Source organism: Enterococcus plantarum (assembly GCF_001730295.1).
Taxonomy (GTDB): domain Bacteria; phylum Bacillota; class Bacilli; order Lactobacillales; family Enterococcaceae; genus Enterococcus_L; species Enterococcus_L plantarum.
This window is the reverse complement of sequence record NZ_MIKA01000001.1, coordinates 233,178-256,204: the sequence shown is the minus strand read 5'-3', so window position 1 is coordinate 256,204 and position 23,027 is coordinate 233,178. Positions and strand designations below refer to the sequence as shown.

Annotated in this window: 22 protein-coding genes and 1 other annotated feature; of the genes, 4 read left to right on the top strand and 18 right to left on the bottom strand. The window is 36.4% G+C overall.

The features are described from left to right. Positions 1 to 87 precede the first annotated feature (87 nt). A complete protein-coding gene (gene trhA / locus BCR22_RS01120) occupies positions 88 to 741 on the top strand; it encodes a PAQR family membrane homeostasis protein TrhA (RefSeq protein ID WP_069653159.1) in 654 nt (217 codons plus the stop codon). A gap of 162 nt (positions 742 to 903) precedes the next feature. Then, a complete protein-coding gene (locus tag BCR22_RS01115; protein WP_069653158.1) occupies positions 904 to 1,104 on the top strand; it encodes a hypothetical protein in 201 nt (66 codons plus the stop codon). A 74-nt stretch (positions 1,105 to 1,178) separates the two neighbouring features. Here BCR22_RS01115 and BCR22_RS01110 read toward each other — a convergent pair whose 3' ends face one another. From BCR22_RS01110 to BCR22_RS01045, 14 genes are all read right to left on the bottom strand, one after another. Next, a complete protein-coding gene (locus BCR22_RS01110) occupies positions 1,179 to 1,691 on the bottom strand; it encodes an adenine phosphoribosyltransferase (RefSeq protein WP_069653157.1) in 513 nt (170 codons plus the stop codon). 2 nt (positions 1,692 to 1,693) lie between these two features. Then, positions 1,694 to 4,006 carry a single-stranded-DNA-specific exonuclease RecJ gene (gene recJ / locus BCR22_RS01105; protein ID WP_069653156.1) on the bottom strand — a complete coding sequence of 771 codons (2,313 nt, stop codon included), beginning with the start codon at positions 4,004 to 4,006 and terminating at the stop codon, positions 1,694 to 1,696. Positions 4,007 to 4,129: 123 nt separating this feature from the next. Continuing rightward, the gene (locus BCR22_RS01100; protein ID WP_069653155.1) at positions 4,130 to 4,570 is read right to left on the bottom strand and encodes a LapA family protein; all 441 of its coding nucleotides are present in this window, start codon (positions 4,568 to 4,570) and stop codon (positions 4,130 to 4,132) included. 60 nt (positions 4,571 to 4,630) lie between these two features. Continuing rightward, complete coding sequence (locus BCR22_RS01095) at positions 4,631 to 5,431, bottom strand: SDR family NAD(P)-dependent oxidoreductase (protein WP_069653154.1); 801 nt, start codon at positions 5,429 to 5,431, stop codon at positions 4,631 to 4,633. 12 nt (positions 5,432 to 5,443) lie between these two features. Beyond that, positions 5,444 to 6,373, bottom strand: coding sequence for a ribonuclease Z (gene rnz / locus BCR22_RS01090; protein ID WP_069653153.1), 930 nt, complete (start codon positions 6,371 to 6,373; stop codon positions 5,444 to 5,446). Between the two features lie 71 nt (positions 6,374 to 6,444). Then, a complete protein-coding gene (locus BCR22_RS01085) occupies positions 6,445 to 7,737 on the bottom strand; it encodes a sensor histidine kinase (protein ID WP_069653152.1) in 1,293 nt (430 codons plus the stop codon). Next, positions 7,730 to 8,422: a response regulator transcription factor gene (locus BCR22_RS01080; protein ID WP_069653151.1), complete on the bottom strand. Its 693-nt coding sequence runs from the start codon at positions 8,420 to 8,422 to the stop codon at positions 7,730 to 7,732. Before BCR22_RS01080 ends, BCR22_RS01085 begins: the two co-directional genes overlap by 8 nt. A 97-nt stretch (positions 8,423 to 8,519) precedes the next feature. Then, a complete protein-coding gene (locus tag BCR22_RS01075; protein WP_069653150.1) occupies positions 8,520 to 9,092 on the bottom strand; it encodes a DUF1269 domain-containing protein in 573 nt (190 codons plus the stop codon). Between the two features lie 71 nt (positions 9,093 to 9,163). Next, positions 9,164 to 11,020 carry a carbohydrate-binding domain-containing protein gene (locus BCR22_RS01070; protein WP_069653207.1) on the bottom strand — a complete coding sequence of 619 codons (1,857 nt, stop codon included), beginning with the start codon at positions 11,018 to 11,020 and terminating at the stop codon, positions 9,164 to 9,166. A gap of 9 nt (positions 11,021 to 11,029) precedes the next feature. After that, positions 11,030 to 11,707: a DUF4956 domain-containing protein gene (locus tag BCR22_RS01065; RefSeq protein ID WP_069653149.1), complete on the bottom strand. Its 678-nt coding sequence runs from the start codon at positions 11,705 to 11,707 to the stop codon at positions 11,030 to 11,032. Continuing rightward, the gene (locus BCR22_RS01060) at positions 11,697 to 12,425 is read right to left on the bottom strand and encodes a polyphosphate polymerase domain-containing protein (RefSeq protein ID WP_069653148.1); all 729 of its coding nucleotides are present in this window, start codon (positions 12,423 to 12,425) and stop codon (positions 11,697 to 11,699) included. The genes BCR22_RS01065 and BCR22_RS01060 overlap by 11 nt, the downstream gene beginning before the upstream one ends. A gap of 131 nt (positions 12,426 to 12,556) precedes the next feature. Then, a complete protein-coding gene (ald, locus tag BCR22_RS01055; RefSeq protein WP_069653147.1) occupies positions 12,557 to 13,669 on the bottom strand; it encodes an alanine dehydrogenase in 1,113 nt (370 codons plus the stop codon). Between the two features lie 21 nt (positions 13,670 to 13,690). Beyond that, on the bottom strand, positions 13,691 to 14,962 hold the full coding sequence (gene kynU, locus BCR22_RS01050) for a kynureninase (protein WP_069653146.1): 1,272 nt from the start codon (positions 14,960 to 14,962) through the stop codon (positions 13,691 to 13,693). Between the two features lie 77 nt (positions 14,963 to 15,039). Then, a complete protein-coding gene (locus BCR22_RS01045) occupies positions 15,040 to 16,227 on the bottom strand; it encodes an MFS transporter (protein WP_069653145.1) in 1,188 nt (395 codons plus the stop codon). 320 nt (positions 16,228 to 16,547) lie between these two features. On the opposite strand from BCR22_RS01045, the gene BCR22_RS01040 reads away from it, so the two are divergent. Next, the gene (locus tag BCR22_RS01040) at positions 16,548 to 16,988 is read left to right on the top strand and encodes an Lrp/AsnC family transcriptional regulator (RefSeq protein WP_069653144.1); all 441 of its coding nucleotides are present in this window, start codon (positions 16,548 to 16,550) and stop codon (positions 16,986 to 16,988) included. A gap of 129 nt (positions 16,989 to 17,117) precedes the next feature. Here the strand turns inward: BCR22_RS01040 and obgE are convergent, their stop codons facing one another. After that, on the bottom strand, positions 17,118 to 18,431 hold the full coding sequence (gene obgE, locus BCR22_RS01035; protein WP_069653143.1) for a GTPase ObgE: 1,314 nt from the start codon (positions 18,429 to 18,431) through the stop codon (positions 17,118 to 17,120). Positions 18,432 to 18,941: 510 nt separating this feature from the next. On the opposite strand from obgE, the gene gap reads away from it, so the two are divergent. Next, positions 18,942 to 19,952: a type I glyceraldehyde-3-phosphate dehydrogenase gene (gene gap / locus BCR22_RS01030; protein ID WP_069653142.1), complete on the top strand. Its 1,011-nt coding sequence runs from the start codon at positions 18,942 to 18,944 to the stop codon at positions 19,950 to 19,952. 165 nt (positions 19,953 to 20,117) lie between these two features. Here the strand turns inward: gap and BCR22_RS01025 are convergent, their stop codons facing one another. The 3 genes from BCR22_RS01025 to BCR22_RS01015 all read right to left on the bottom strand — a co-directional run bounded on the left by BCR22_RS01025 (position 20,118) and on the right by BCR22_RS01015 (position 23,025). Next, the gene (locus BCR22_RS01025) at positions 20,118 to 21,146 is read right to left on the bottom strand and encodes a 3-deoxy-7-phosphoheptulonate synthase (protein WP_069653141.1); all 1,029 of its coding nucleotides are present in this window, start codon (positions 21,144 to 21,146) and stop codon (positions 20,118 to 20,120) included. Between the two features lie 83 nt (positions 21,147 to 21,229). After that, positions 21,230 to 21,472, bottom strand: a binding site (T-box leader). 63 nt (positions 21,473 to 21,535) lie between these two features. Next, positions 21,536 to 22,033, bottom strand: a complete 498-nt coding sequence (gene fur / locus BCR22_RS01020) for a ferric iron uptake transcriptional regulator (RefSeq protein ID WP_069653140.1) — start codon at positions 22,031 to 22,033, stop codon at positions 21,536 to 21,538. 122 nt (positions 22,034 to 22,155) lie between these two features. Next, positions 22,156 to 23,025, bottom strand: a complete 870-nt coding sequence (locus tag BCR22_RS01015; RefSeq protein WP_069653139.1) for a CvfB family protein — start codon at positions 23,023 to 23,025, stop codon at positions 22,156 to 22,158. Positions 23,026 to 23,027 lie beyond the last annotated feature (2 nt).

Below are 23,027 nucleotides of genomic sequence, written 5' to 3'. Positions count from 1 at the left end.
AAATACAGTTGAGGCTTAAATGTCTATTATTATTATAACAGACAAAGAATTATTTTTCACCAAATTAAAATGAAGGAAGTTGATTTCTTGGAAAAAATAAAATTCTCAAAAAAATATATGATTTTAAATGAAGTTCTTAATGCAGTAACTCATGGGATTGGGGCTGGATTAAGTATTGCTGGCTTAGTGATTTTATTAGTAAAAGGCGCACGTCTTGATTCTACTGTACATGTCGTTTCCTACGCCATATATGGCTCAACATTAGTGCTTTTATTTCTGGCTTCAACCCTATTTCATAGTTTGATTTTTACTAGAGCGAAAAAAGTTTTTCAGGTTTTTGACCATAGTTCGATTTTTTTATTGATCGCCGGAAGCTATACGCCGTTTTGTTTGCTGAGCATAAAAGGTTGGCTTGGTTGGTTATTGTTTGTGCTTATCTGGGTAATGGCTATCAGTGGTGTTGTCTATAAATCCCTGACCTTACACAAACAAGAAACAGTAAAAAATGTTTCTACTGTGATTTATATTATTATGGGCTGGCTGTGCATTACTGCTGCAAAACCCTTATATGACTCTTTAGGTCCTACAGGCATCTCATTATTGGTTGCAGGTGGCGTTTCCTACACATTAGGTGCCGCATTTTATAGCTTAAAAAATGTTCGCTTTATGCATGTAGTTTGGCATTTGTTCGTGATGCTAGGTGCTGGTTTCATGTTCTTTTCAATTTTGCTTTATACTTAGAAAAACGTAAACCCCATTAGTTTAAAGGCTTTTAGATACTTCTTTTTTGATTAGTAAAAAAGAAGTATCTTTTTTTGTATTTATCTCTTTACAAACCGAACAAACATTCGTATAATAACTATACAAACGTTTGTTCGATAAAAAATTATGAGGTGATTAAGAATGAAAGCAGTTCGTCGTGGCGGGTTATTATTTGTTGTATTGATTATTGGTATTTTCTTAGGAACATTAGGCTTACAGTCCGCTTTACTTATTGTTAGCCCTCTATTTATTATATGGTTCATGTTATGGGACGAAAAACGGTACACACATACAAGAAAAAAAGAGGACCATCAACATTATATATATCGCAAATATCCATAAATCAAAGTAAAATAATACTTCCGCATATTTAAAAAAAGCTCTTTACTCCAGAATTTCGAAGTAAAGAGTTTTTTCTAATATTCCATCAATGTAACGATTTCATAACCAGCAATTTTGTCTCGTCCATGTAAATCCATCAATTCAATCAGAAATGCACAGCCGACAACAATTCCCCCCAATGATTCAATCAATTCAATAGTCGCTTTGATTGTACCCCCAGTTGCTAATAAATCATCACAAATCAAGACGCGTTGTCCTGGAATGATTGCATCTTTATGCAGTGTCAATGTATCTGATCCGTATTCTAAGTCATAAGTTACTTCAATTGTTTCACGAGGCAACTTTCCTTTTTTACGGACAGGAGCAAAACCAACTCCTAGCTCGTATGCAACAGGACAGCCTACTATAAAGCCACGTGCTTCAGGACCTACGACCATATCGATTCTCTTTTCTTTTGCGTAATCAACGATTTGCTTTGTTGCTTCACGGTACGCCTCGCCATTTGCCATTAAGGGTGAGATATCCCTAAAGATAACACCTTTTTCTGGATAATCTGGAATACTAGCAATATAATCTTTTAAATCCATTTTTATACTTCCTCCTCATTCCACAGCCAATGTTGTAATGTCTCACGATCGCTGTATAACAAAAATTCTTCTGTTTTGATTCTTTTTAAGCGAGTTTGATAGACCATACTTTCCGTCAAAGGATGGTTTTCAGGGTTTTCAACTTTTCTTAAAACACCGTTCTCTATTGTAACAAATCCTAGATCAAAAAACACCTGAATCATAAAAATTAATAGCTTTTCTTGGATTTTTAAATGTTGTGCGACAACATTTAGTTTGTAACGAACATCTACTTGTTCTTGTTGTCTTACAAATTTATACAGTTGTGCATACTGTTCTCTTGTTCCTGTTCCATTCAAATACGCTTCTTCTTGAGAAATTCCCATTAAATAAACACGTTCAATTTTTCCAGCTTGAGTGATTTGTTTTAATAAATCACTATCATCTGGACAGTCAACGAACACTAGTTGTTGACTGTTGCTTGTTTTGATAGACTCTACTGTTTCAGCCACCGTCGTAAATAAATAGCCCTGACTGCTTGAATCATCAATCAATTTTTGACTCTCCGCATTAAAGTAAATATATAGTGTATGTTCAGCAGGTATCTCTTTTTGGCGAGCATTTTTTCCTCTTAGATCAAACAATTGAGTCCCTTTTACTGAAAAATCACTGACCATCAGTTGTGGTTTTTTATTACCATTCCACTCATTGATCGACAACTGCCCTACGATGTTTGTTGTTCCTTGTCCAAATTCATCCACTTGATTGCCCATCTGAAAAGCAATCGCATCTAATTTAGTGCCCTCTTGACTTATTTGGAATTTAAGATGACTTTTGTCGGCTCCAATTTGCCGACTTTGCTCAACTGAGACATCTTCAAAAACAAAATTAGGTACAGGATTATCTGTTCCCAAAGGAGCCAGTATTTTTAGTTGCTGAATAAATGGAATCGTAGCGTCTTCGACTTTCAATGACTCATCGATCAGCATCTCTTGACCTTGAGATAAATCAATTTGATTTATTTCTAAATACTGAATTAAATGTTCTTTTACTTTGACGATATTCGCTACAGGTAATGTCATACCAGCAGCCATATGATGACCACCAAAATGAATAAATTCTTCACGGATTTCACTTAATGAATCAAACAAATTCAATGCGGAAACACTACGTCCAGAACCTTTTGCTAGCTCGTTTTTTTCATCGATTGTAAGTACAATTGTCGGTTTCCCTGTATCTTGCATGATTCTACCAGCAACAATACCAAGTACTCCTTCGTGCCAACCTTGTTTTGCCACAATATGGATTGGAGCAGTCGGATCAATTAGTTCAAAAGCTTCTTTCGTAATGGTAGCAACGATTTCTTTGCGCTCATCATTTTGGCTATTGATATAGGTTGCGATCCGCTTTGCTTCTTCTTCATCGAATGTTGTCATCAATTCAACACCAGGACTCGCATCACCTAATCTTCCCAATGCATTTAAGCGCGGTGCAATTGTAAAACCGATATTTTCTTCACTAATAGCCTCTTTTTTAAGTTCGGCTAGGTGAACCAACACATCTAAACCAATCCGTTCACCTGTTTGAATCATTTCCAGTCCCATTTTGACGAGAACTCTATTTTCATCAGTCAGTGAAACTAAATCGGCAATCGTTCCAATTGCAACTAAATCAAGAAATTCAACAGGCAGTTCTCCCAATAACGCTGTTGCAACTTTAAAAGCTACTCCAACGCCAGCCAATTCTCCAAATGGATACTCTCCTAAGGGATGTTTCGGGTGAATGATTGTGAATGCATTTGGTAATTCAGGTGGTAACTCATGATGATCTGTTACAATGACATCTATGCCTTGTTCTGTCGCATAATTGATAGCTTCGTGTCCAGCCACACCATTATCCACAGTGATGATCAGCTGGATACCATTCTCAATTTGTTCTTTAAATACAGCTAAATTAGGCCCATATCCTTGAATGAATCGGTTAGGCAAGAAGTACTCTACTTCCCCACCAATCAGTTCAATTGCCTCTTTCATAACAGTAGAACTTGTAATACCATCAGCATCATAATCACCGTAAACCAAGATTTTTTCGCCTTGTGCTACAGCATCTTGAATTCTTGTGACAGTTTTTTCCATATCATGCAGTAAAAAAGGATCATAAAGGTTTTCTACTGTCGGACGTAAAAATGTTTCCAACGCTTCTTTTGACTGAATACCCCGATGCCATAAAATTTGGCCTAGTAAAGGATTGATCTGTTCATTTGTTAGTATAGTTGAAAATTCTTCTGGCAATTCTGTCTTTTCCCGCAATTGCCACGTATATTTTGCTTTTTTCACGACGTCACTCCTAACCAAGTAATTATATCAAATACAGTGGGAAAACTAAAGAAAGTATCCTGAAAATCCGCAAATTAAAAAGCAAAGATAAACTGTTTCTGCATTATCTTTGCTTTTTAAGCTTTATATTTCTTCTTCGCTACTTCTTGGTTTAGTAAAATGATCCACACGACTACCGACAGATTCTGCATCCTCACTAGGCGAAATTGGGGCTTGAGCTGCTGTGGCATCGTATTTCGCCTGTAGTTCAGCGATCTGATTTTCATACGATCGTTTTACTTTATCAACCTCTTCTTGCACTACTTTATCTGCATCATTTTTATAAACATCGATGTCTTTCTGTAATTCTTTTACTTGTTTTTTCTGTTTCCACATGGTCGTTGTTGAAGTTAACAAACCAATCAATGCACCGACTATTGCAGATCCTAAAATAATAAGGATCAATGGACCAGAAATTTTGGCAAAACCGAAGCTGACAGGTACTGTTTGGTTATTTAACACTGCAAAGATGACCACAATTAGCACCAAAATCAACCCAATAACAACACGCCACTGATTTTTCATATTACATTTCCTCCTCATCTGATTGAAACTAAAGCTAGCATTAGAAGCTAGATCTAACCATTATTTTTTGTTTAATACACCACCAGCTAATAAATCTCCTAGGTGTGGGAACAATGTATATAAACGATAGGCACCTTCCATAACCCGCGGACGATTGATTTCTCGCTTCCAAGTCCCCATAGTATTTACAATTTCTTTTGCTAACTTGTTAGGCTCAAGAACGAACATATCTACGGAGGCTAAGTAATCCCCTGACGGATCAGCTTTATCAAAAAACTCTGTTTGAATAGGCCCTGGATTTACTGTTGTTACAGAAACACCAAGTGGTTTCAATTCTAGGCGTAAAGCATTAGAAAAACCTAAAACTGCAAATTTGGTTGCCGAATAAACCGTTGATTTTGCTGTAGCCATTTTTCCAGCCATTGAAGCGATATTAAGGATATGTCCAGTCCCTCTTTCAGCCATCTGGATCGCAGCTTGTTGAGTAAAGACCATCATACCTAATACATTTACTTCAAACATATTTCTAGCAACAGCTAAATCAATATCTACGAAGTTTTCAAAAATACCAAAGCCAGCATTGTTGACTAAAACATCAATAGGTCCTACCTCTGCCTTGATTTTTTCAAAAACATTCTCCACATTCTCAGGGTCTGAAATATCTAATTGGAAGGAAAATGCGGTTTTTCCACTCAGTTCTTCACAAGTTTCCTTTACTTTCCCTATTAAGTTAATCCGTCTAGCACATACAACGATAATTGCGCCTTTTTTTGCTGCTTCATAACAAATTTGTTCCCCTAAACCTGCAGAACCACCTGTTACAACAACGACTTTATCTGTTAAATCCTGTTCGTTAAACATTCTAACGCCTCCTTACTCCGCTTTAAACGGGATTTCTATAATTTCCATATCTTTCACGACTTTTGTATTTGGAAAAATCTCTTTGGCTTCATTTTCTAATTGGATGATATCTCCAGTTAAATAACGAGCACTAATATGTGTCAATATTAGTTTTTCCACTTTTGCTTCTAACGCTACTTGTGCTGCCTGATGACTTGTAGAATGATAATATGCTTTAGCCATTTTTGCTTCATCTTTGTTAAAGGTACTCTCATGCACTAAAACAGTCGCATTTTCTGCCAGTGCTACACTATTTGGTGTTTTTCTTGTATCCCCAAGAATCGTTACAGTTCTGCCTAATTTTTTTTCACCAACAAAGTCTTTTCCGTTGATCACTTGTCCATCTGGTAATTCTACAGATTCGCCTCGTTTAATTTTCCCATAGATTGGCCCGGATGGAATATTCAAAGCGGCTAATTTATCGACCTGTAACTCTCCTTCATGATCAGCTTCCACGATACGGTAGCCAAAACTTGCAATGCCATGATCTAATGGTTTACATGAGACAGTGAACTGCTTATCAGAAAATACGACGCCTTCTTTGATTTCAATAAACTTCAATTCATACGAAAGACGCGTTTGTGAAACTTTCAGAGCTGTCCGAATGAATTCCGCTATACCTACCGGTCCATAAATTTCTAATTTTTCATTTCCACCTTGAAACGAACGGCTACTTAATAACCCAGGTAAGCCGAAAATGTGATCTCCATGTAAATGAGTGATAAAAATCTTTTCGATTTTTCTTGGGCGAATAGTACTTTTCAAAATTTGCAGTTGAGTGCCCTCCCCACAATCGAATAGCCACACTGCATTTCTTTCGTCTAATAATTTTAAAGCGATACTACTTACGTTACGATGTTTTGCTGGAACCCCAGCTCCTGTACCTAAAAATTGTAATTCCATCTTCTACCTAACTTTCCTTAATCTTCTTCTTTATTTTAGAAGAAAGTGGCTGCTTTAGCAAATAATATTTATTATACAGGAAAACGCAAAATAACAGTGGTGCCTTTTGGCATAGTATCTGTGAGTTCAATTTTCCCTTGATGTTCTTCTACGATCCATTTCGCAATAGCAAGCCCAATGCCATAACCGCCTGTTTTACGGTTTCGAGATCCTTCTACTCGATAAAATCGTTCAAATACTGCGGCTTTATTTTCTTCAACGATGCCTATACCTGTATCACTGATTTTAATGAGCCATTCGTTATTTTTAACACTTGAAAAGACCGTTATTTTCTCGCCAGTTGCAGTATATTTTAATGCGTTATCTAACAAAATAATCAGTAATTGATGAATTCTTTTTTTATCGAAACATAGTTGCTGATCTTCGCCTAGATCGATAATAAACTCTTTTTCTTCTGCCAAAGCTAATTCTTGGTATGGCAGTAGAACCGTATTCAAAAAGTTGTTACTCTTTATAGGCTCTTTTTCTAAGGTTAATGAATTGGAATCTGAGCGAGCTAATAAGAGTAAATCGCTTGTCAATTGACTTAAACGTTGAACTTCGTCAAGAGACAAAGCAATCGTTTCAGATTCTTCTAAAATCGTATGATTGGGTTTGGTAAACAATTTTTCTAGTTTTGCTTGAATGATTGTTAGCGGTGTTCTTAGCTCGTGAGATGCATTTTCAACAAATTCCTGTTGCTTTTTCCAGGAAATCATAATAGGTTTCATGAACCATTTAGAGAGAAAATAACTCAATGCAATCGATAGTAAGCCAAAAATAATCATACAGATAATCAGTATTTGTTTAATCCGTTCAACAGTTCCTTTGATTGGATCAATATTCACTAAAAGCTGAATGTAAGCGACTTGATCCTGATTTTCAACAGGTAGTGTAATCGAGCGAAATTGCAAAGTTCGATCGTTACTGTCTTTTGTTTGTATACTGCTTATTGTACTCAATTGATCCGTTGATAACGTCAAATTTTGAAAATCATAAAAACGAGAACCTAACTCTGCTTCATTCAGTATCTTCCCATCTTTCGACCAAAGAATCACTTGTTGCTGGAAATTATTGGGCGGCGGTGTATCGAATTTTCCTAACTGAGAAACGTTTTCTTGCCGCTGTTCAGTCTGAAGCATTTGATGTTGTAGAAATTTTTGATCAGTTGCTAAACGTTGTAAGTCATGATCTACTGTTTGGTATATAGATGTCTGTAGTAGCTGAAATACAATCAAACCTAAAATCAGAAAGATACTTGCAAATGAAATTAAGTTGATCAAAAAATAATTGAATCTCTGTTTTTTGCTTAGTTGTTTATTCATGTTCTATCCCTTCTGGTACTTCAAAAAGATAACCAACATTACGCAACGTTTTGATCCATCGATCAAGCCCAAAAGGTTTTAAATTCTTTCTAAGATTACTCATATAAACCTCAACGACCGTCAATGTTGTATCGGATTGAAATCCCCAAATTCGATCAAACAATTGATCTTTGGTAATGATGCGCCCTTGATTTTGCATTAGATAATGTAATAAATCGAATTCTTTTCCTTGGAGCGTGAAGTCATTCCCTTTAAAACTTGGTTGTCGATTGTCAAGATCTAAACATAGATCGTGAACGATTAACTCGTTTTTTCCATTCATTCCTAATGAACGACGCGCTAATGCTTGAACACGTAGTAACAATTCTTCTCGGTGGAATGGTTTAGTCAAATAATCGTCCCCACCATTTTTAAAGCCGTTTACTTTATCTTGTAGCCCATCTTTGGCTGTTAAAATCAAAACTGGTGTATAGATATTTTTCTTTCTTAAACCCGTTAAAACCTGTTCGCCAGATAGTGATGGCAACATTAAATCTAATACGATTAAGTCATAAATTCCTCGTTCTCCTTCGTATAAAGCCTCTTCTCCGTCATAAACTTGAACGATTTCGCCGATTTCAGATAAAATCTCTAAAATACTATCTGATAAGATTTCATCATCTTCTACTAAGAGTATTTTTAACACTTGTTTTCACATCCTTATAATCAAAAAAAGAAGACGAGTAGAAAAATTCTCTGTCACGTCTTCTAGTGTATTTATTCATTTTACCATTGATGAGTGATTAATGGTCGTTTTTTTCAGTTGAATCTTGTTTTTTATCTTGCCAAGATTTTTTAGCTGAATCAGTTGTTTCTTTTTCTACATCTTTCGCATGTGTGATTTCTTTTTCTACATCTTCAAAATCTAAACGCGTGATTTCGCCACCTAATTCGTTCATGATCAGTTGGTTCAAAGGTCGATTATCATCTTCTTCTGCAATCAAAATCAAACCAGTTTCCCCTTCACCTATTTGCTTTGTTACATGTTCAAAAACGGTTTGAGCACCTTGAATTTCTTTCGCATCTTGCGAAGCGCCTAATAAACTTCCTGCAAACCAACCTAGTAGAATACCTAACGGGCCGCCTAAGATACCAATCAGCATACCAATCATACTATTCGTTGATGTATGGTTATTACCAGTAAAATCTAGGAAATCATCGATTTTAAACTGATGCACGCCGTCGTTTACATGCGTTACAACAGCCATTTGTTCCCCCTTGATCTTTTTGTTAGCATATAGTTTCTTTATTTCTGAGAATGCCTGATATGCTTGGCTTTCTACTTCAAAATGCATAATAATAACTCGTTTGGACATATATGAACACCTCGTTCTATTTGATAGCTATATTCTATCAATAAACCAGCCCTTAAAGCAATGAAAATCAATTATCTTGGCGGTTGGCCACCTGGTCCTCCACCCATTTGATTACCAGTCACTTCAGAACCAGATTGATCAACGGACGTTAATACGCCATTAAGCGAAATGTTTGCTAATTCTGTTCCATTTGTATAGTCACCTCCGCTGTATAATCCATTTTTTGCTGTTCCAGAATCTTTACCGCCAGTAGATAACGTGACTGTTTCTCCAACCTTTAAATCTGGTGAACTAATTGCAATGTGAGAAAAGTCTTTTTCTGGCGCAAATGAAATGACCGTTTCACCTGCTTCATTTTTAAGGTTGACTAGGCTTCCTGCTTTTTGGGTATCATCGAAGAAAAGACTTAGTGCGGCTTGGGAAGAGGTATCACTAGCACTCATTGCCATACCCGAACTCCCACTTGCAGCAAAAATTCCACCATCAATTGTAAAAGTTCCGTCATAATCAAGTGCTCCATTCCCACTGTCAGTTGGACCATTTACGATTAGCGTACCTGCAGTCATTCGAACATCTCCATTACTGTCGATACCGTCGCCATCAGAATTCACATAGGTCGCTCCACCATTGATTTCTATGAATTTTGTGCTATCACCACCACTACCAGGTTCACCAAATGAATCTGCACCGAATTGTCCTTCTTGTCCATCTTCTCCAGAGCTACCACCGGCAGCATTGATGCCATCATCGGATGCTTTAACAGAAATATCACCATCATTAATCGTTACCGTTGCTCCTTCTAAGCCTTCATATGATTGACTGACCGTTATTTTCCCATTGTTGATAAGCAAATCAGTATCAGCGTGAATACCATCATCACCGCTAGTTAATGAAAAGGTCCCATTATTGATTGTGACTGTTGCATTTGAATGGATTGCATCGTCAGCTGTATTTATGTCAAAAGTTCCATCATCAATAATGATATTTCCTGCTGCCTTCAGCCCTTTGTAGCTTGCTGTTGTGTCAATCGATTGATCGTTATACCCGCTAGCTGTTTGTATCTTGAGATCAGATTTCGCAATAGACAGATTGGTTTCCGCTTGAATGCCATCATTCCCAGACTGAATCGTATACGTGCCGCCATCTAATGCAACCCACCCCTTATCTGTATCAGTACTGTTATTCGCTTGAATTCCATCCCCTTCAGTTGTTTTTAAAGAGAATGTTCCATTTGCAATAGATACAGAGTCTTTGCCTTTGATAGCATTGTTTTTGGCTGTAATGTTGAGAACACCATTAGTAATAACCAAATCATCTTTACTACGAATGCCATTACTATAATTCCCTGTAACATCTAAAGTACCAGAACCATTGATTGTTAGATCATCTTTACTAAAAAAAGTAGCATCTGGTTCGGTTTCATCCGCTGATGCAAATGTATAATCAGAACCATCTGAAAGGCTATTTTTTGAACCTTCTACTAAAGTAGTAATAACTTTTTTTGCTTGCTCAACATAGATTGCAGAAGATGATTCATTGCTAATTGAAACATTGTTCATGACTAAATGTACTGTTTCCTCATTTGCACTAACTTTTAGCTGACCTTTATAATTTCCTGATAAAATATACGTACCACCTGCAGTAATTGAGATCGTATTATCTTTTTCAGAAACACCTGATCCATCTATAATACTTCCTGAGTCTTTTAATTCAATTTTTGTGGCTGTTTTTTTATCATACCCTTCATCATAATCCTCTTCATCATATTTACCATATTGATTATTAGAGGATTTTTTTGATTCCTGAACCGCAACAACGTTCTCATTACTTTTTGAGGTCGCAGTAGTTGTACTTGTTGTTTTGGTACATCCAGTAAATAGAATGAGTAACATCGTTAAAGTTGTGATACCTAATTTGGTTTTTTTCATGATATTCACCTACAATTCTTCTCTATTTGTCGAAACTTTTCCTGAAACAATCGTTAAATTTCCATTTCTTATACGCATAGCATCCATTAATTCTTTTTCCATTCGACTATCTTTTAACGTGATTCGATAACGTAGTTCATACAAACTTCCCATATTTGTGGTCTTCACTGAATCTAAATAGGCAGAGTATGTGTAATGCTGAAACAAATCATCAAACAATCCTGGGTAATCTAAATCTTCAGGAATCGTGATTTTCACTTCCCTTTCTGCCAATTTTTGCTTTTCACCAAAATGAAGTGTATTCAAAACAAGTAAAAATAATGCAATAATCAAAGAAAATATCGTAATGTAACTGACGTAGCCCATTCCAGTAGCAAGACCGATACCCATCGACCAAAAAATACTCGTAATTTCTCTAGCACCACCTGCCACTGAACGAAATCTGATCAAACTAAATGCACCTAGCACAGCGACCCCCGTGCCTAAATTACCATTGACTAACATAATAACCAATTGGACTAAAACAGGTAAGACGGCTAACGTAATGACAAAGTTTTTACTATAAATATTTCTGTACATATGAACGTAAGCCACTAAAAGACCTAATAAAACTGAAACTACAATACAAATTAATAGTTGTTTGATTGATACATCCACTGAACTTTCTACTAATAAACTAGACAACATGCTGAAAATCTCCTTTGCAATATAAGTAACGTTGATATGTTTGAGCGTATTTTGAAAACGATAGTGGATAAATATCAAGCGCTGCTAAGATTTCTGAAAACCAAAGTGGATATGCCCCCAATGCTTTGACTTCCATTAAGACATCGATTTCTGGTGCTACTCGTTCACCTTGATCATTTAAAGTATGCGTTAATTCTTCTTTTCGATAACGAATATTAAAGTCAAAGGTAAGTCGAAAATCGTCATTTTCTGCAGTAAACAGTGCTCGTCGATCATATGCAATCATCACTTTAGGTTCTAATTTTCTGCGAGCAACTAACCAGTCAATTTCCTGTTTGATTTGCTGATCTTTTGTTGTTTTTAGCTTGAATGAATGTGGTTTTTGACTATATTCTTTCGCTATTTGGTAAGATAGAGCAACCCTTCTTTTATAAACGACACCACTGACTTTCTTTTTTATTTCCAAAAAAACCATTGACTGTTCAGTAGGGATACCATAACTTCTAATTCTGAACTTTTCTTTGTATACAGGCTTTTCTATCGAATGCCTGATCATCTCATAATCTTGAGTGTCGAAATAAATTGAAAGGATTGTATGTAACCCATACTCGTCTTCTTGCATATAGGGAGTTAATTTTTCTCTTAATTGGGAATACATTGTATGGGTTAATGCATATTTTTTTTCTTTTCTTTGAAAACTATTTTTAAGTTTAACCATTTTATTGCCTCCTTTAACTGAATTTATTTTATAAAAGGAAACATAAATGAACCTTAAAGATAAAAAGAAAAAATCATCTTATCTCTGAATATGTTCATTCTTCAGAGATAAGATGATTTAAACGCTGTATTTTATTTTAGTAATTCGTTAACAGATGTATAGTTTTTATTTTGATCTTTGGCCACTGCTTCCATTGTTAAATGTTTTTTATACGTATTGATTCCTGTTAAAATAGTTTCGTTCTCTTTTGCGGCCTGTACAATTCCTTTATTGGCGATCGTAACAGCATAAGGAATCGTTGCATTTGTCAACGCGAAGGTAGATGTTCTTGGAACAGCACCTGGCATATTTGCTACAGCATAATGAACAACTCCATGTTTAATATACGTTGGATTATCGTGTGTAGTGATTTGATCCGTCGTTTCAAAAATTCCGCCTTGATCAATGGCAATATCGACGATAACTGCCCCTTGCTTCATTTGTTTAACCATCGCTTCAGTCACAAGTTTTGGCGCTTTGGCACCTGGAATCAAAACTGCTCCGATTACTACATCTGCTTCTTTCACTTTATTCTCAATGTGGTAAGCGTTAGAAATCAAGGTTTGAACATTATTGCCAAAAAGATCATCCAGTTCAGCTAATCGATGAGGATTAACATCTAAAATCGTTACTTTTGCCCCTAACCCGATAGCAATTTTTGCCGCATTTGTACCAGCTACTCCACCACCGATAATCACAACTTTTCCTCTTTCGACTCCTGGAACACCAAATAATAGGATTCCTTCTCCGCCTTTAGGTTTTTCTAAAAATTGAGCACCAACTTGTACAGACATCCTACCAGCAACTTCACTCATTGGTGTCAATAACGGTAGTGTACGATTCAAGCTCATCGTTTCATAAGCCACAGCTGTGACATTGTTTTCAATCAAAGAATCAGTCAGTTCAGGTTCGGGGGCTAAATGAAGATAGGTAAATAAAATTAACTCATCATGAAAATACTGGTATTCTTCTTTTAAAGGTTCTTTGACTTTAATAACCATTTCAGACTGCCAAACGTTCGCAACGTTGTCCTCTATTGTAGCGCCTACTTCTTCATATTCCTGATTTGTAAATCCTGAACCAAGACCAGCCATACTTTCAACAATTACTTGATGTCCATTATTGATCAAACTAACTACGCCGGCTGGTGTAATAGCCACTCTGTTTTCATTGTTTTTGATTTCTTTTGGAATACCGATACGCATGCTTTTCACCTCACTGTTTTTTTATACAACTAATGTCCGTTCATTACTGAATTTTTTATACTTTTTATTGACTGCAATATCTTCTAATGTTTCAACTAATGTGTAGACTTCTTCATAGGTGTTATAAAGAGCGATTGGAGCTAATCGAATCACATTAGGTTCTCTGAAATCAGGTATGATATTGGCTTCTTTCAATGCTTTACATATTCTGTAAGCTTCGTCATGTTCTAAACAAATGTGCCCGCCTCGCTTGCTATCTTCACGAGGATTACCAACTGCATACCCATATTTTGCAAGTTTTTCATCGATTAAATACATTAGATAGGCGGTAATCAATAGTGATTTTGTCCGAATCTGATCCATTCCTACTTCATTAAAAATTGTTAATGTCCCTTCTAACGGCGCCATTGCCAAGAAACTTGGAGAACCAATTTGCCATCCGCTTGCATCTCTTTGATGCTCAAATTCATGTTTTAATTCAAATTGCGTATCATCTTTATTCCCCCACCAACCAGCTAATCCTGGTGTTTCTTTAAAGTGTTTTCGATTCATGTAAAGTCCGGCAATCGATCCTGGACCAGCGGACAAATATTTATACGTACACCAAATGGCGAAATCTGGCTCAACATCTTTAAAATCCATTGGTATTGCGCCAATAGCATGACATAAATCCCAACCAATGAGAATCCCTTTTTGATGTGCTGCTTCTGTCACTCGTTTCATATCTAGCACTTGTGAGCTACGATATAATACGGTCGGCAAAAGAATGATTGCGACATCGTCTGTCATTGCTTCAATAATAGCCGACTCATCAATTAGGCGTCCATCCTGACTTTTTACAACTTTTACAGCGTTTTTTGGTTCATATCCTTTTAGACGAACCTGACTATCAATAGCATAGCGATCAGTCGGAAAATTCAAATCATCAACTAAGATTTTATAGCGTTCTTTAGTGGGTTTATATAACGTGCTAATGCATTGATGAATATTGATTGTGGTACTTCCTGTAATGACAACTTCGTCTGGATGAGCATTGATCAGTGGTGCTGACATTTCGCCCAACTTCCCTGCGTAATGAAATAAACCATCCCAGAGTTTGATTCCTTCTTTTTTCCAAATATCCATCATATTTAACAATGCTTTTTCGGCATCTTTTGAAGCCAAACCTAATGAATTACCATCCATGTATATTTCTCCAGGCTGAACATAAAATCGATCTCTGATATTTTTGAGGGGATCTTTCTCATCTAATTCTTTTGCAAACGCTAGATCTGTCTGAAATTCTCTTTCCATTATTCGTCACCTTCCAAATGTTTTATTTAAAAGAAGCATGTCCAAAAAAATGAACTACTTCCTGTTGAACAAACGAATTACATCTTGCTAATGTTTTTATTTCGTTTAACGAAACCAAAAATAGCTAACAAAGCCACAACTCCTACACCACTTAATACATAAATAGCTGTTGTCCACGAATCACTAGATTCGCTTACCTCTGATACAATTGGTGTTCCTACAAAGATTCCAATGTAATAAAATAAATTTATAAAGGAAATGCTTGTCCCAATCAACCGATCTTGTTTTACTACTTTAGGTGCTAAAATCATCACACATGAAGACGATAAACTCGCGCCAGCTGAAAGTGCGAAGAGTTGCCCAATGAAGCTAAAACTATTTGACAAGTGACCCATCCAAAAAGTGGCAACTAACATCAGTATAAATGAACAGAAAATGATGATTTGTCCCTTTTTTGTCTTATCGATCAAATAACCTGCTAAAGCACCAAATGGAATGCCGAATAAACCAAAATATCCTGTGTAACGATTCGCTAAAGTTTCCGATAATCCGTATTGTTGCGTATAAATTTGTGGATAAAGGTTGATAAAAGCAAATAATATGAATGCCATGCAACCTTGAGCCAATGCTAAAAGCCAAATCGACTTGTTCTCTATAACTTTTTTGATTGTTCCTTTCACTTCTTTTTGCTCAGTGATAGATCGATTGGCTGGTTGATCTAAGAAAAACAGGTACAAACACAGCAAAATCAAGGATAAACCTGCTATAATCAGCCAAAGTGCACGCAAGCCATAAGACTGTGATAAGGGTTTAAACAAGTTCATTGCCAACATTGATCCTAATGCTGAAAAGGTTCCCCAAAGTCCTGTTGCAATGCCGCTATCTCCTTCTTTAAACCAAAAATGAATCAAAATGATTCCCACCATAATAATCATAGAAAATGAAATTCCTTCAATTGCTCTTGAAATCAATAAGGTCCAAAAACTAGTAGAAAAGGCTCCCCATAAATTTCCAATAGCCAAACACCCCATTAATCCAATCAATAATTTTTTAGGACCGAAACGTGTGACGAAAGCGCCACCTGGTATCGCTAGAAAAATCCCAGAAACTGTAAATATTGACATCAACCACGAAACCATTGATAGACTCACACCTAAATCTTGGCCTAATTCATTTTGAATCGGAACTAGTTTCAATTGACTTAAAGAAACAACCACACCACCTGCATATAGCAACAAAAATTTTAACCATCTGTTTCTCACCATAAAGAACGCTCCTCTTTGGTCTGTCTTTTTAGATTGAAGAAACACTGTATTTACTAGTAAACATTAACGTCATCTTAAGATAGGTTAATCATAACGAATTTTTTGGTTTCCTGTATATAAAAATATGAACTTAATGTAAGCGTTTTCCTTTCGTTTTTGAAAAAGTAAGGCACAATTTTTTACAATATGAAAACTCACCCTTTGAAATACAGTTCTTCGCAATGATACTTCACTAAAATTATCTGGAAAACTCCATTTTTTTGCTCTATAATAAAATGGACAAATTGTTTATAAAAAAACATTATGTAGGAGGTAAAACAATGGATACAACTGACCGTAAGCTTTTACAGATTCTGCACGAAAATTCACGTATTTCAATCGTTGAGTTGTCTCAAAAAGTCAATTTAAGTCGTCCTAGTGTGAAAGAACGGATCAATAAGTTAGTTGAGCAAGGTATTATCACAAACTTTACGATCCAAGTTTCAATGCAACATATCAAACAAAGTATTACTTTTTTTACGGAGTTGAGCCAAGTAACGACTCCTGTTGAAAAAACAGTAGCACTCCTGAAACATAATCCTTATGTAAATGAAGTTCATATAGTCAGTGGAGAGGTAAATTATTTAGTGAAAGCAACTGTCACTAACACTACTGAAATGAAAGATTTACTAGCAAATTGGATGCAATTCGCCAATGTCAAAAGTTCGATTGTACTGGAGAGTCCAGTAGAAAATCATTTACATCTAGAGGTAGATCAGTAGCAGGCCCTTTTTAATAACCATCTGTTTATATCTTTAATCAAAACACACCCGTTTGTGATAAAAATCACTAAACGTACAAAAAAAAGAGCCAATGAAATCACTAGCTCTCTTCTTATACGTATTATTCCTCTATTCGACAAACTCAAACTCGTATTCACCGATTCGGACAATATCTCCATCTTTTGCACCACGAGCGCGTAATGCTTCATCAATCCCCATACCACGTAATTGACGTGCAAATCGCATCACACTTTCATCGTGTTCAAAATTCGTCATTTGGAATAATTTTTCCAATGAATCTCCAGATAAAATCCACGTTGCATCAGAATCACGATCGATTGTAAATTCTGGTCCTTCAGGTTGGAAACCATAATGAACCGTATCTTCAACAATTTCTTCCTCATATAACGGGAATTCAGGCGTTACATCGATCAAATCAGCTGTTGCATTAAGCAAAGGTTCGATCCCTTTACGTGAAACACCAGATATTGGGAAAATAGGTAGGTGATCCGCGTATTCATCTGTCCGCTCTTCTTCGATTTTCTCTTTGAATTTCTTTAAATTTTCTTCTGCTTCAGGCATATCCATTTTATTCGCCACGATGATTTGCGGACGTTCCATTAAACGCATGTTATGAGAGGCTAACTCTTTATTGATAGCTAGATAATCTTCATAAGGATCGCGCCCTTCCATTCCGCTCATATCAATGACATGTAAAATAACTCTTGTCCGTTCAATGTGGCGTAAAAACTGTGTACCTAGTCCAACCCCTTGAGAGGCACCTTCGATCAAACCTGGTAAATCAGCTGCAGCAAAACTACGTCCGTCACTTGTTGATACCATTCCAAGATTCGGAACTAAGGTTGTAAAGTGATAGGCCCCAATTTTAGGACGTGCTGATGAAATAACAGACAACAAAGTAGATTTTCCAACTGATGGAAAACCAACTAATCCCACATCAGCTAACACTTTTAATTCTAATTCGATTTTTCTTTCTTGACCGGGTTCGCCATTTTCAGCAATTTCAGGGGCTGGATTTTTAGCAGAAGCAAAACGGATATTACCGCGCCCGCCGCGTCCACCTTTGGCTACGGTTAGAGTTTGACCATTTTCAATTAAATCACCGATCAATGTGCCTGTCTCAGCATCACGAACTGTTGTACCTGGTGGAACTTTTACAAAGGTATTTTCAGAACCACGGCCGTGCATTCCTTTACTCATACCATTTTCACCGGGCTGTGCCTTAAAATGTCGATTAAAACGGAAATCCATCAGTGTACGTAATCCTTCTTCTACAACAAGAATCACGTCTCCTCCTTGACCACCATCACCTCCGGCTGGTCCGCCATCCGGTACATACTTTTCTCTACGAAAGGCAACCATTCCATCTCCGCCCTTACCGGCTTTGACATCGATTGTTACCTGATCTAAAAACATGGACATATTTTGTCCTCCTATCTTAAAGAACTTGGAATATTGCATCTCTTATTAAAAATAAAAGAAATCAATCTCACCATTTCTTCAGGTTTTACATTTTTAACAACTATAGTTGTTTGCATGATTTCGCTTTTCAATAACATTCTCAGTTTGAAAGCCTTTCTTATTGTAAAGGTTAAACCTGATTTTGTCTAGCCAAATTGGCTTTTGTGAACTAGAATAGTAAGCTACTGTAGAGACAGCAATAGCTACAGTTCTTGCACTCCTAATAGAAACAACTCTAATCAAGTTAAACGAATACAGTAAAAATCTCTCGTTGAAAGACAAGATTTTTGACAAAAATTTGAAATGCGTTCATGCTACTAGTATAGCGTAAGTCGGCGTTTTTTTAAATACATGATTAAATAATGTTATTTAATGTAACGTTGTCTAAAGCTAAAATTGTGTCTCATGGATATAATTTAGTTGTGGCTCTAATAGCTCATTAAGCATTTAATTTTAAGGAGGAAATTTAGTATGACAGTAAAAGTAGGAATTAATGGATTTGGACGCATTGGCCGTCTTGCATTCCGTCGCATCAAAGAAGTTTCCGATGATATTGAAGTTGTTGCAATCAATGATTTGACAAGTCCGACAATGTTAGCTCAATTACTACAATTTGATTCAACTCATGGCACTTATCCTAGAAACGTAACAGCAACAGATGATTCCATCGTAGTAGATGGGGAGAAAACAAAAGTTTACGCAGAAGCTGACGCCAGCAAATTGAAATGGGTGGAAGAAAACGATGTGGACATTGTTTTAGAATGTACTGGTTTTTACGCTTCTGAAGCAAAAGCACAAGCCCATTTAGACGCAGGCGCAAAACGAGTCGTCATTTCAGCACCTGCTGGAGACATGAAGACAATTGTTTACAATGTTAATGATGACACCTTGACACCAGAAGACAAAATAATCTCTGCTGGCTCATGTACAACAAACTGTTTAGCTCCTATGGCCTTTTTCTTAAATAATGAGTTTGGTATTGAAGTTGGTACAATGACAACGGTTCATGCGTATACCTCTACTCAAATGTTACTTGATGGTCCGGTAAAAGGTGGTAATTTGCGAGCTGCTCGTTCTGCCGCTGATAATACGATACCTCATTCGACTGGTGCTGCCAAAGCAATAGGATTAGTTATTCCAGAATTAAACGGAAAACTACAAGGGCATGCGCAACGTGTCCCCGTTGTTGATGGCTCCTTAACAGAATTAGTTTCTATTTTAAAAACAAAAGTAACTGCTGATCAAGTGAATGAAGCAATGAAAAAACACACCGTTGACAATCCTTCTTTCGGCTATGATGATCGTGAAATCGTATCTGGTGATGTCATTGGAACAACAGAAGGGTCTATTTTCGACCCCACCCAAACAGAAGTAACAACCTCTGGTGATTTCCAATTAGTCAAAACTGTCGCTTGGTATGATAATGAATATGGCTTTACTTGCCAAATGATTCGTTTATTAGAAAAGTTTGCTAATTTGTAAAAATAATCAATAATAGTATGAAAAAATGTGTGGGCTAGAAGAGTTTTACTCCGATAAATAAGCTTCTAGCTCACCGTTGACTCGTATGTATTGAGACTGAGATGTGACTCGTAGAGTTGTGTCTCAGCCTTAATGCATACGAGTATTTTCAATTTAGTAATCAAATCAAGCATGTTCAGCAATATATTTCACTAATGCCTCTGTCTCATCCCATCCTAAACATGGATCCGTAATCGATTGGCCAAAGACTTTCCCATCTGCATCTTGACGACCACTTTCAAGGAAACTTTCAATCATAAAACCTCGTACCCAGCGCTTCATGTCGTCATTCCAAGAGCGATTAAACAACGTTTCTTTGACGATCCTAATTTGTTCTTTATATTGTTTCCCTGAATTATCGTGATTCGTATCAATGACAATAAACGGATTTTTATAGTTACCAGCTTTATAAAGTTCAACAACTTTTAGCAACTCTTCATAGTGATAATTTGGGATATTCTCATTATATTCATTCAAACCACCTCTTAACACAACATGGGCTAATGGATTAGAACTAGATTCTACTTCAAGTCCATTGAAAATAAATTCTTGTTTTTGCTGTGCGGCATATAATGAGTGAAACAATACGTTTAAATTACCACTAGTTGGATTCTTCATTCCCGTTGGTTGGTCGATTCCACTAGCAACAAAACGATGTTGCTGATCTTCCACGGAACGAGCGCCAACAGCGATATAACTGACAAGGTCTTGAACAAATTCTAAATTTTCGGGATAGAGCATTTCATCCGCAGTTGTCAAACCAGTTTCGCTGATAACTCGATTATGCAAACTGCGTACAGCAGCAATTCCTTTGATTAAATTGCTTTCTCCTTCTGGGTTTTGCTGATGCAATAAGCCTTTATAGCCGTCGCCATTTGTTCTAGGCTTATTCGTATAAACTCGAGGGACCATAAAAATTTTATCTTCGACTATTTCTTGCAGTTTGGCTAAGCGAGTGACATATTCCATTACAGCATCTTCATTATGCGCTGAGCAAGGACCGATCACTAAAAGAATCTTTTCACTTTTGCCTTCGATTATATCTTTTAATTCCTGATCACGAACGGCCTTTTTCTTGTCTTGTTCGGGCGTTAATTTAGATAATGATTTGACTTGTTTAAGATTGATTGGTTCACTTAATGCCTTAAAGCTCATATGATTACTTCCCTTCATTTTTATAATCAACAATAAAAAATGATCCCAACTAAGATAAAAAAAGCCTCGTCCTCTTCATTTCTGAAAAGGACGAGACCAAATGATCCGCGTTACCACCTTTGTTTTCAATCAGCTTACACTCATTGACTTGTCAGGTACATCTTTATACCCTGCCACTATAACGGATGTGCGTAACCGTCACAGCCTACTCAATTCGGTGTGAAGTTCAAAGAGGAATTCAGATACCTTGGGTTTGTGCGCCTCTCAACAGCCGGCTACTTTCTGTACACCTGTATTATCTTACTAGTTCTTATCAAGACTTTTATTGTTTATTGAAGTCATTGTATGAGATTCCTAAAGACTTGTCAACCTTTTTCAAAAAAGAGTGTCTAATCAACAACTGAATGTCCTGATGTAACAGCATCACTCGGTTGATTTTTCTTTTTTTGTTGACACTCATGGCAAATACCATGGAAGGTTAAGCGATGGTCTTTTACCATAAAATGGTAACGTTGTTCAATCACTTGTTCCACTTCACCTAATAAATCCTCTTCGACTTCTTCTATATTTCCACATTCTAAACATAACAGATGATGGTGGAAATGCTTTGCTCCCTCTTTGCGTAAGTCATAACGTGCTAAGCCGTCATTAAAGCTTACCTTGTCCACGACTTTTAAGTCAGTTAAAATTTCTAATGTTCGATAAACAGTTGCCAAACCAATCTCTGGACTTTTTTGTTTTACTAAAAAGTAAATTTCCTCTGCTGATAAATGATCTTTTTCATTTTCGAGCAATACCAAAACGGTAGCTTCTCGTTGAGGCGTCAGCTTGAAACCAGATTCATGCAATTGTTGTTTTGTTTTTTTTAAAGCAGCAGTAGAATCCATAAATGCAGCCCCTTATTTAGAATGATTTTAATCTAAAATCACAAATCCTGATCTTATATTATAATAAGTATAAAATAACTCTAAAACATTTGCAAGTGATTCTCAATTAGAATAAAGAACAATTATTTTTCTAGCTGATCTTCTTTTAAAATGGTGAATCCAGCTTCTTGAATAATTTTTCCTTGCTTCATCAAATTACCGATTGCACGTTTAAACTGAGCTTTGCTTATACCAAATGTTTGCTTGATCTCATCTGGATTTGATTTATCCGTAAATGGAATTTTATGATCAGAAGCTCTTTCTAAAAAGGTTAATATCATTGCTGCATCATCGCTGATTGCTTCGTATGCACGAGGTTTCAAAGAAATATTCAATATACCATCTGGACGTACTCCGATGACACGTCCGTTCACTTTTTCACCTAAACGAGGTTCTTGGTACCGTTCTGAAGGATGAATAAATGCAATATAAAAATCATCAGTCAATACGAATGAACCAATCATTTTCAAACGATAGACGATGCCACTGATATTCTCATTTTTTAACTCTTCTGTTCCAGGTTTAGCCATAGCTTTAAAGATTTTCTCATCTGCTAATTCGCCCCAGATTCGTTCTTTATTATCAACTTTTAAAGCAACCATTAGCTGATCGCCTTTTTTAGGCCATAATTCACGCATTACAGGTAGTTCATCCAAAGACACAACAACATCCTTATCTTTTAAACCAATGTCCACAAAGGCTCCTAAATCGCGTCTTGTACCTGTTACTGTCCCAAATGCATATTGTCCTATACGAGCTGTAGGAATGATCGTTGTCATTTCCGGCTCTTGTTTTTGATTCATATAACCGAAGCCTTCTACTGCTTCACCGATTTCATGCGTACCTTCTTCTTTCGATAATCGCAAAGTAATGCCATTTTTTTGTAAAAAGTAGTGACTTTCATTCTCGTCGATCACTAATGCTGTAAAAATTTGTGCTAATAATTCGTTCATCT

Bases quoted from the DNA above. Each gene is read 5' to 3' on its own strand.
- fur (WP_069653140.1), bottom strand. From the start codon at position 22,033: ATGGATTCTACTGCTGCTTTAAAAAAAACAAAACAACAATTGCATGAA.
- BCR22_RS01075 (WP_069653150.1), bottom strand. From the start codon at position 9,092: ATGTCCAAACGAGTTATTATTATGCATTTTGAAGTAGAAAGCCAAGCA.
- BCR22_RS01015 (WP_069653139.1), bottom strand. From the start codon at position 23,025: ATGAACGAATTATTAGCACAAATTTTTACAGCATTAGTGATCGACGAG.
- obgE (WP_069653143.1), bottom strand. From the start codon at position 18,431: ATGTCCATGTTTTTAGATCAGGTAACAATCGATGTCAAAGCCGGTAAG.
- BCR22_RS01115 (WP_069653158.1), top strand. From the start codon at position 904: ATGAAAGCAGTTCGTCGTGGCGGGTTATTATTTGTTGTATTGATTATT.
- BCR22_RS01060 (WP_069653148.1), bottom strand. From the start codon at position 12,425: ATGGTTAAACTTAAAAATAGTTTTCAAAGAAAAGAAAAAAAATATGCA.
- ald (WP_069653147.1), bottom strand. From the start codon at position 13,669: ATGCGTATCGGTATTCCAAAAGAAATCAAAAACAATGAAAACAGAGTG.
- BCR22_RS01045 (WP_069653145.1), bottom strand. From the start codon at position 16,227: ATGGTGAGAAACAGATGGTTAAAATTTTTGTTGCTATATGCAGGTGGT.
- BCR22_RS01095 (WP_069653154.1), bottom strand. From the start codon at position 5,431: ATGTTTAACGAACAGGATTTAACAGATAAAGTCGTTGTTGTAACAGGT.
- gap (WP_069653142.1), top strand. From the start codon at position 18,942: ATGACAGTAAAAGTAGGAATTAATGGATTTGGACGCATTGGCCGTCTT.
- BCR22_RS01065 (WP_069653149.1), bottom strand. From the start codon at position 11,707: ATGTTGTCTAGTTTATTAGTAGAAAGTTCAGTGGATGTATCAATCAAA.
- BCR22_RS01110 (WP_069653157.1), bottom strand. From the start codon at position 1,691: ATGGATTTAAAAGATTATATTGCTAGTATTCCAGATTATCCAGAAAAA.
- BCR22_RS01100 (WP_069653155.1), bottom strand. From the start codon at position 4,570: ATGAAAAATCAGTGGCGTGTTGTTATTGGGTTGATTTTGGTGCTAATT.
- kynU (WP_069653146.1), bottom strand. From the start codon at position 14,962: ATGGAAAGAGAATTTCAGACAGATCTAGCGTTTGCAAAAGAATTAGAT.
- BCR22_RS01085 (WP_069653152.1), bottom strand. From the start codon at position 7,737: ATGAATAAACAACTAAGCAAAAAACAGAGATTCAATTATTTTTTGATC.
- BCR22_RS01040 (WP_069653144.1), top strand. From the start codon at position 16,548: ATGGATACAACTGACCGTAAGCTTTTACAGATTCTGCACGAAAATTCA.
- rnz (WP_069653153.1), bottom strand. From the start codon at position 6,373: ATGGAATTACAATTTTTAGGTACAGGAGCTGGGGTTCCAGCAAAACAT.
- BCR22_RS01025 (WP_069653141.1), bottom strand. From the start codon at position 21,146: ATGAGCTTTAAGGCATTAAGTGAACCAATCAATCTTAAACAAGTCAAA.
- BCR22_RS01070 (WP_069653207.1), bottom strand. From the start codon at position 11,020: ATGAAAAAAACCAAATTAGGTATCACAACTTTAACGATGTTACTCATT.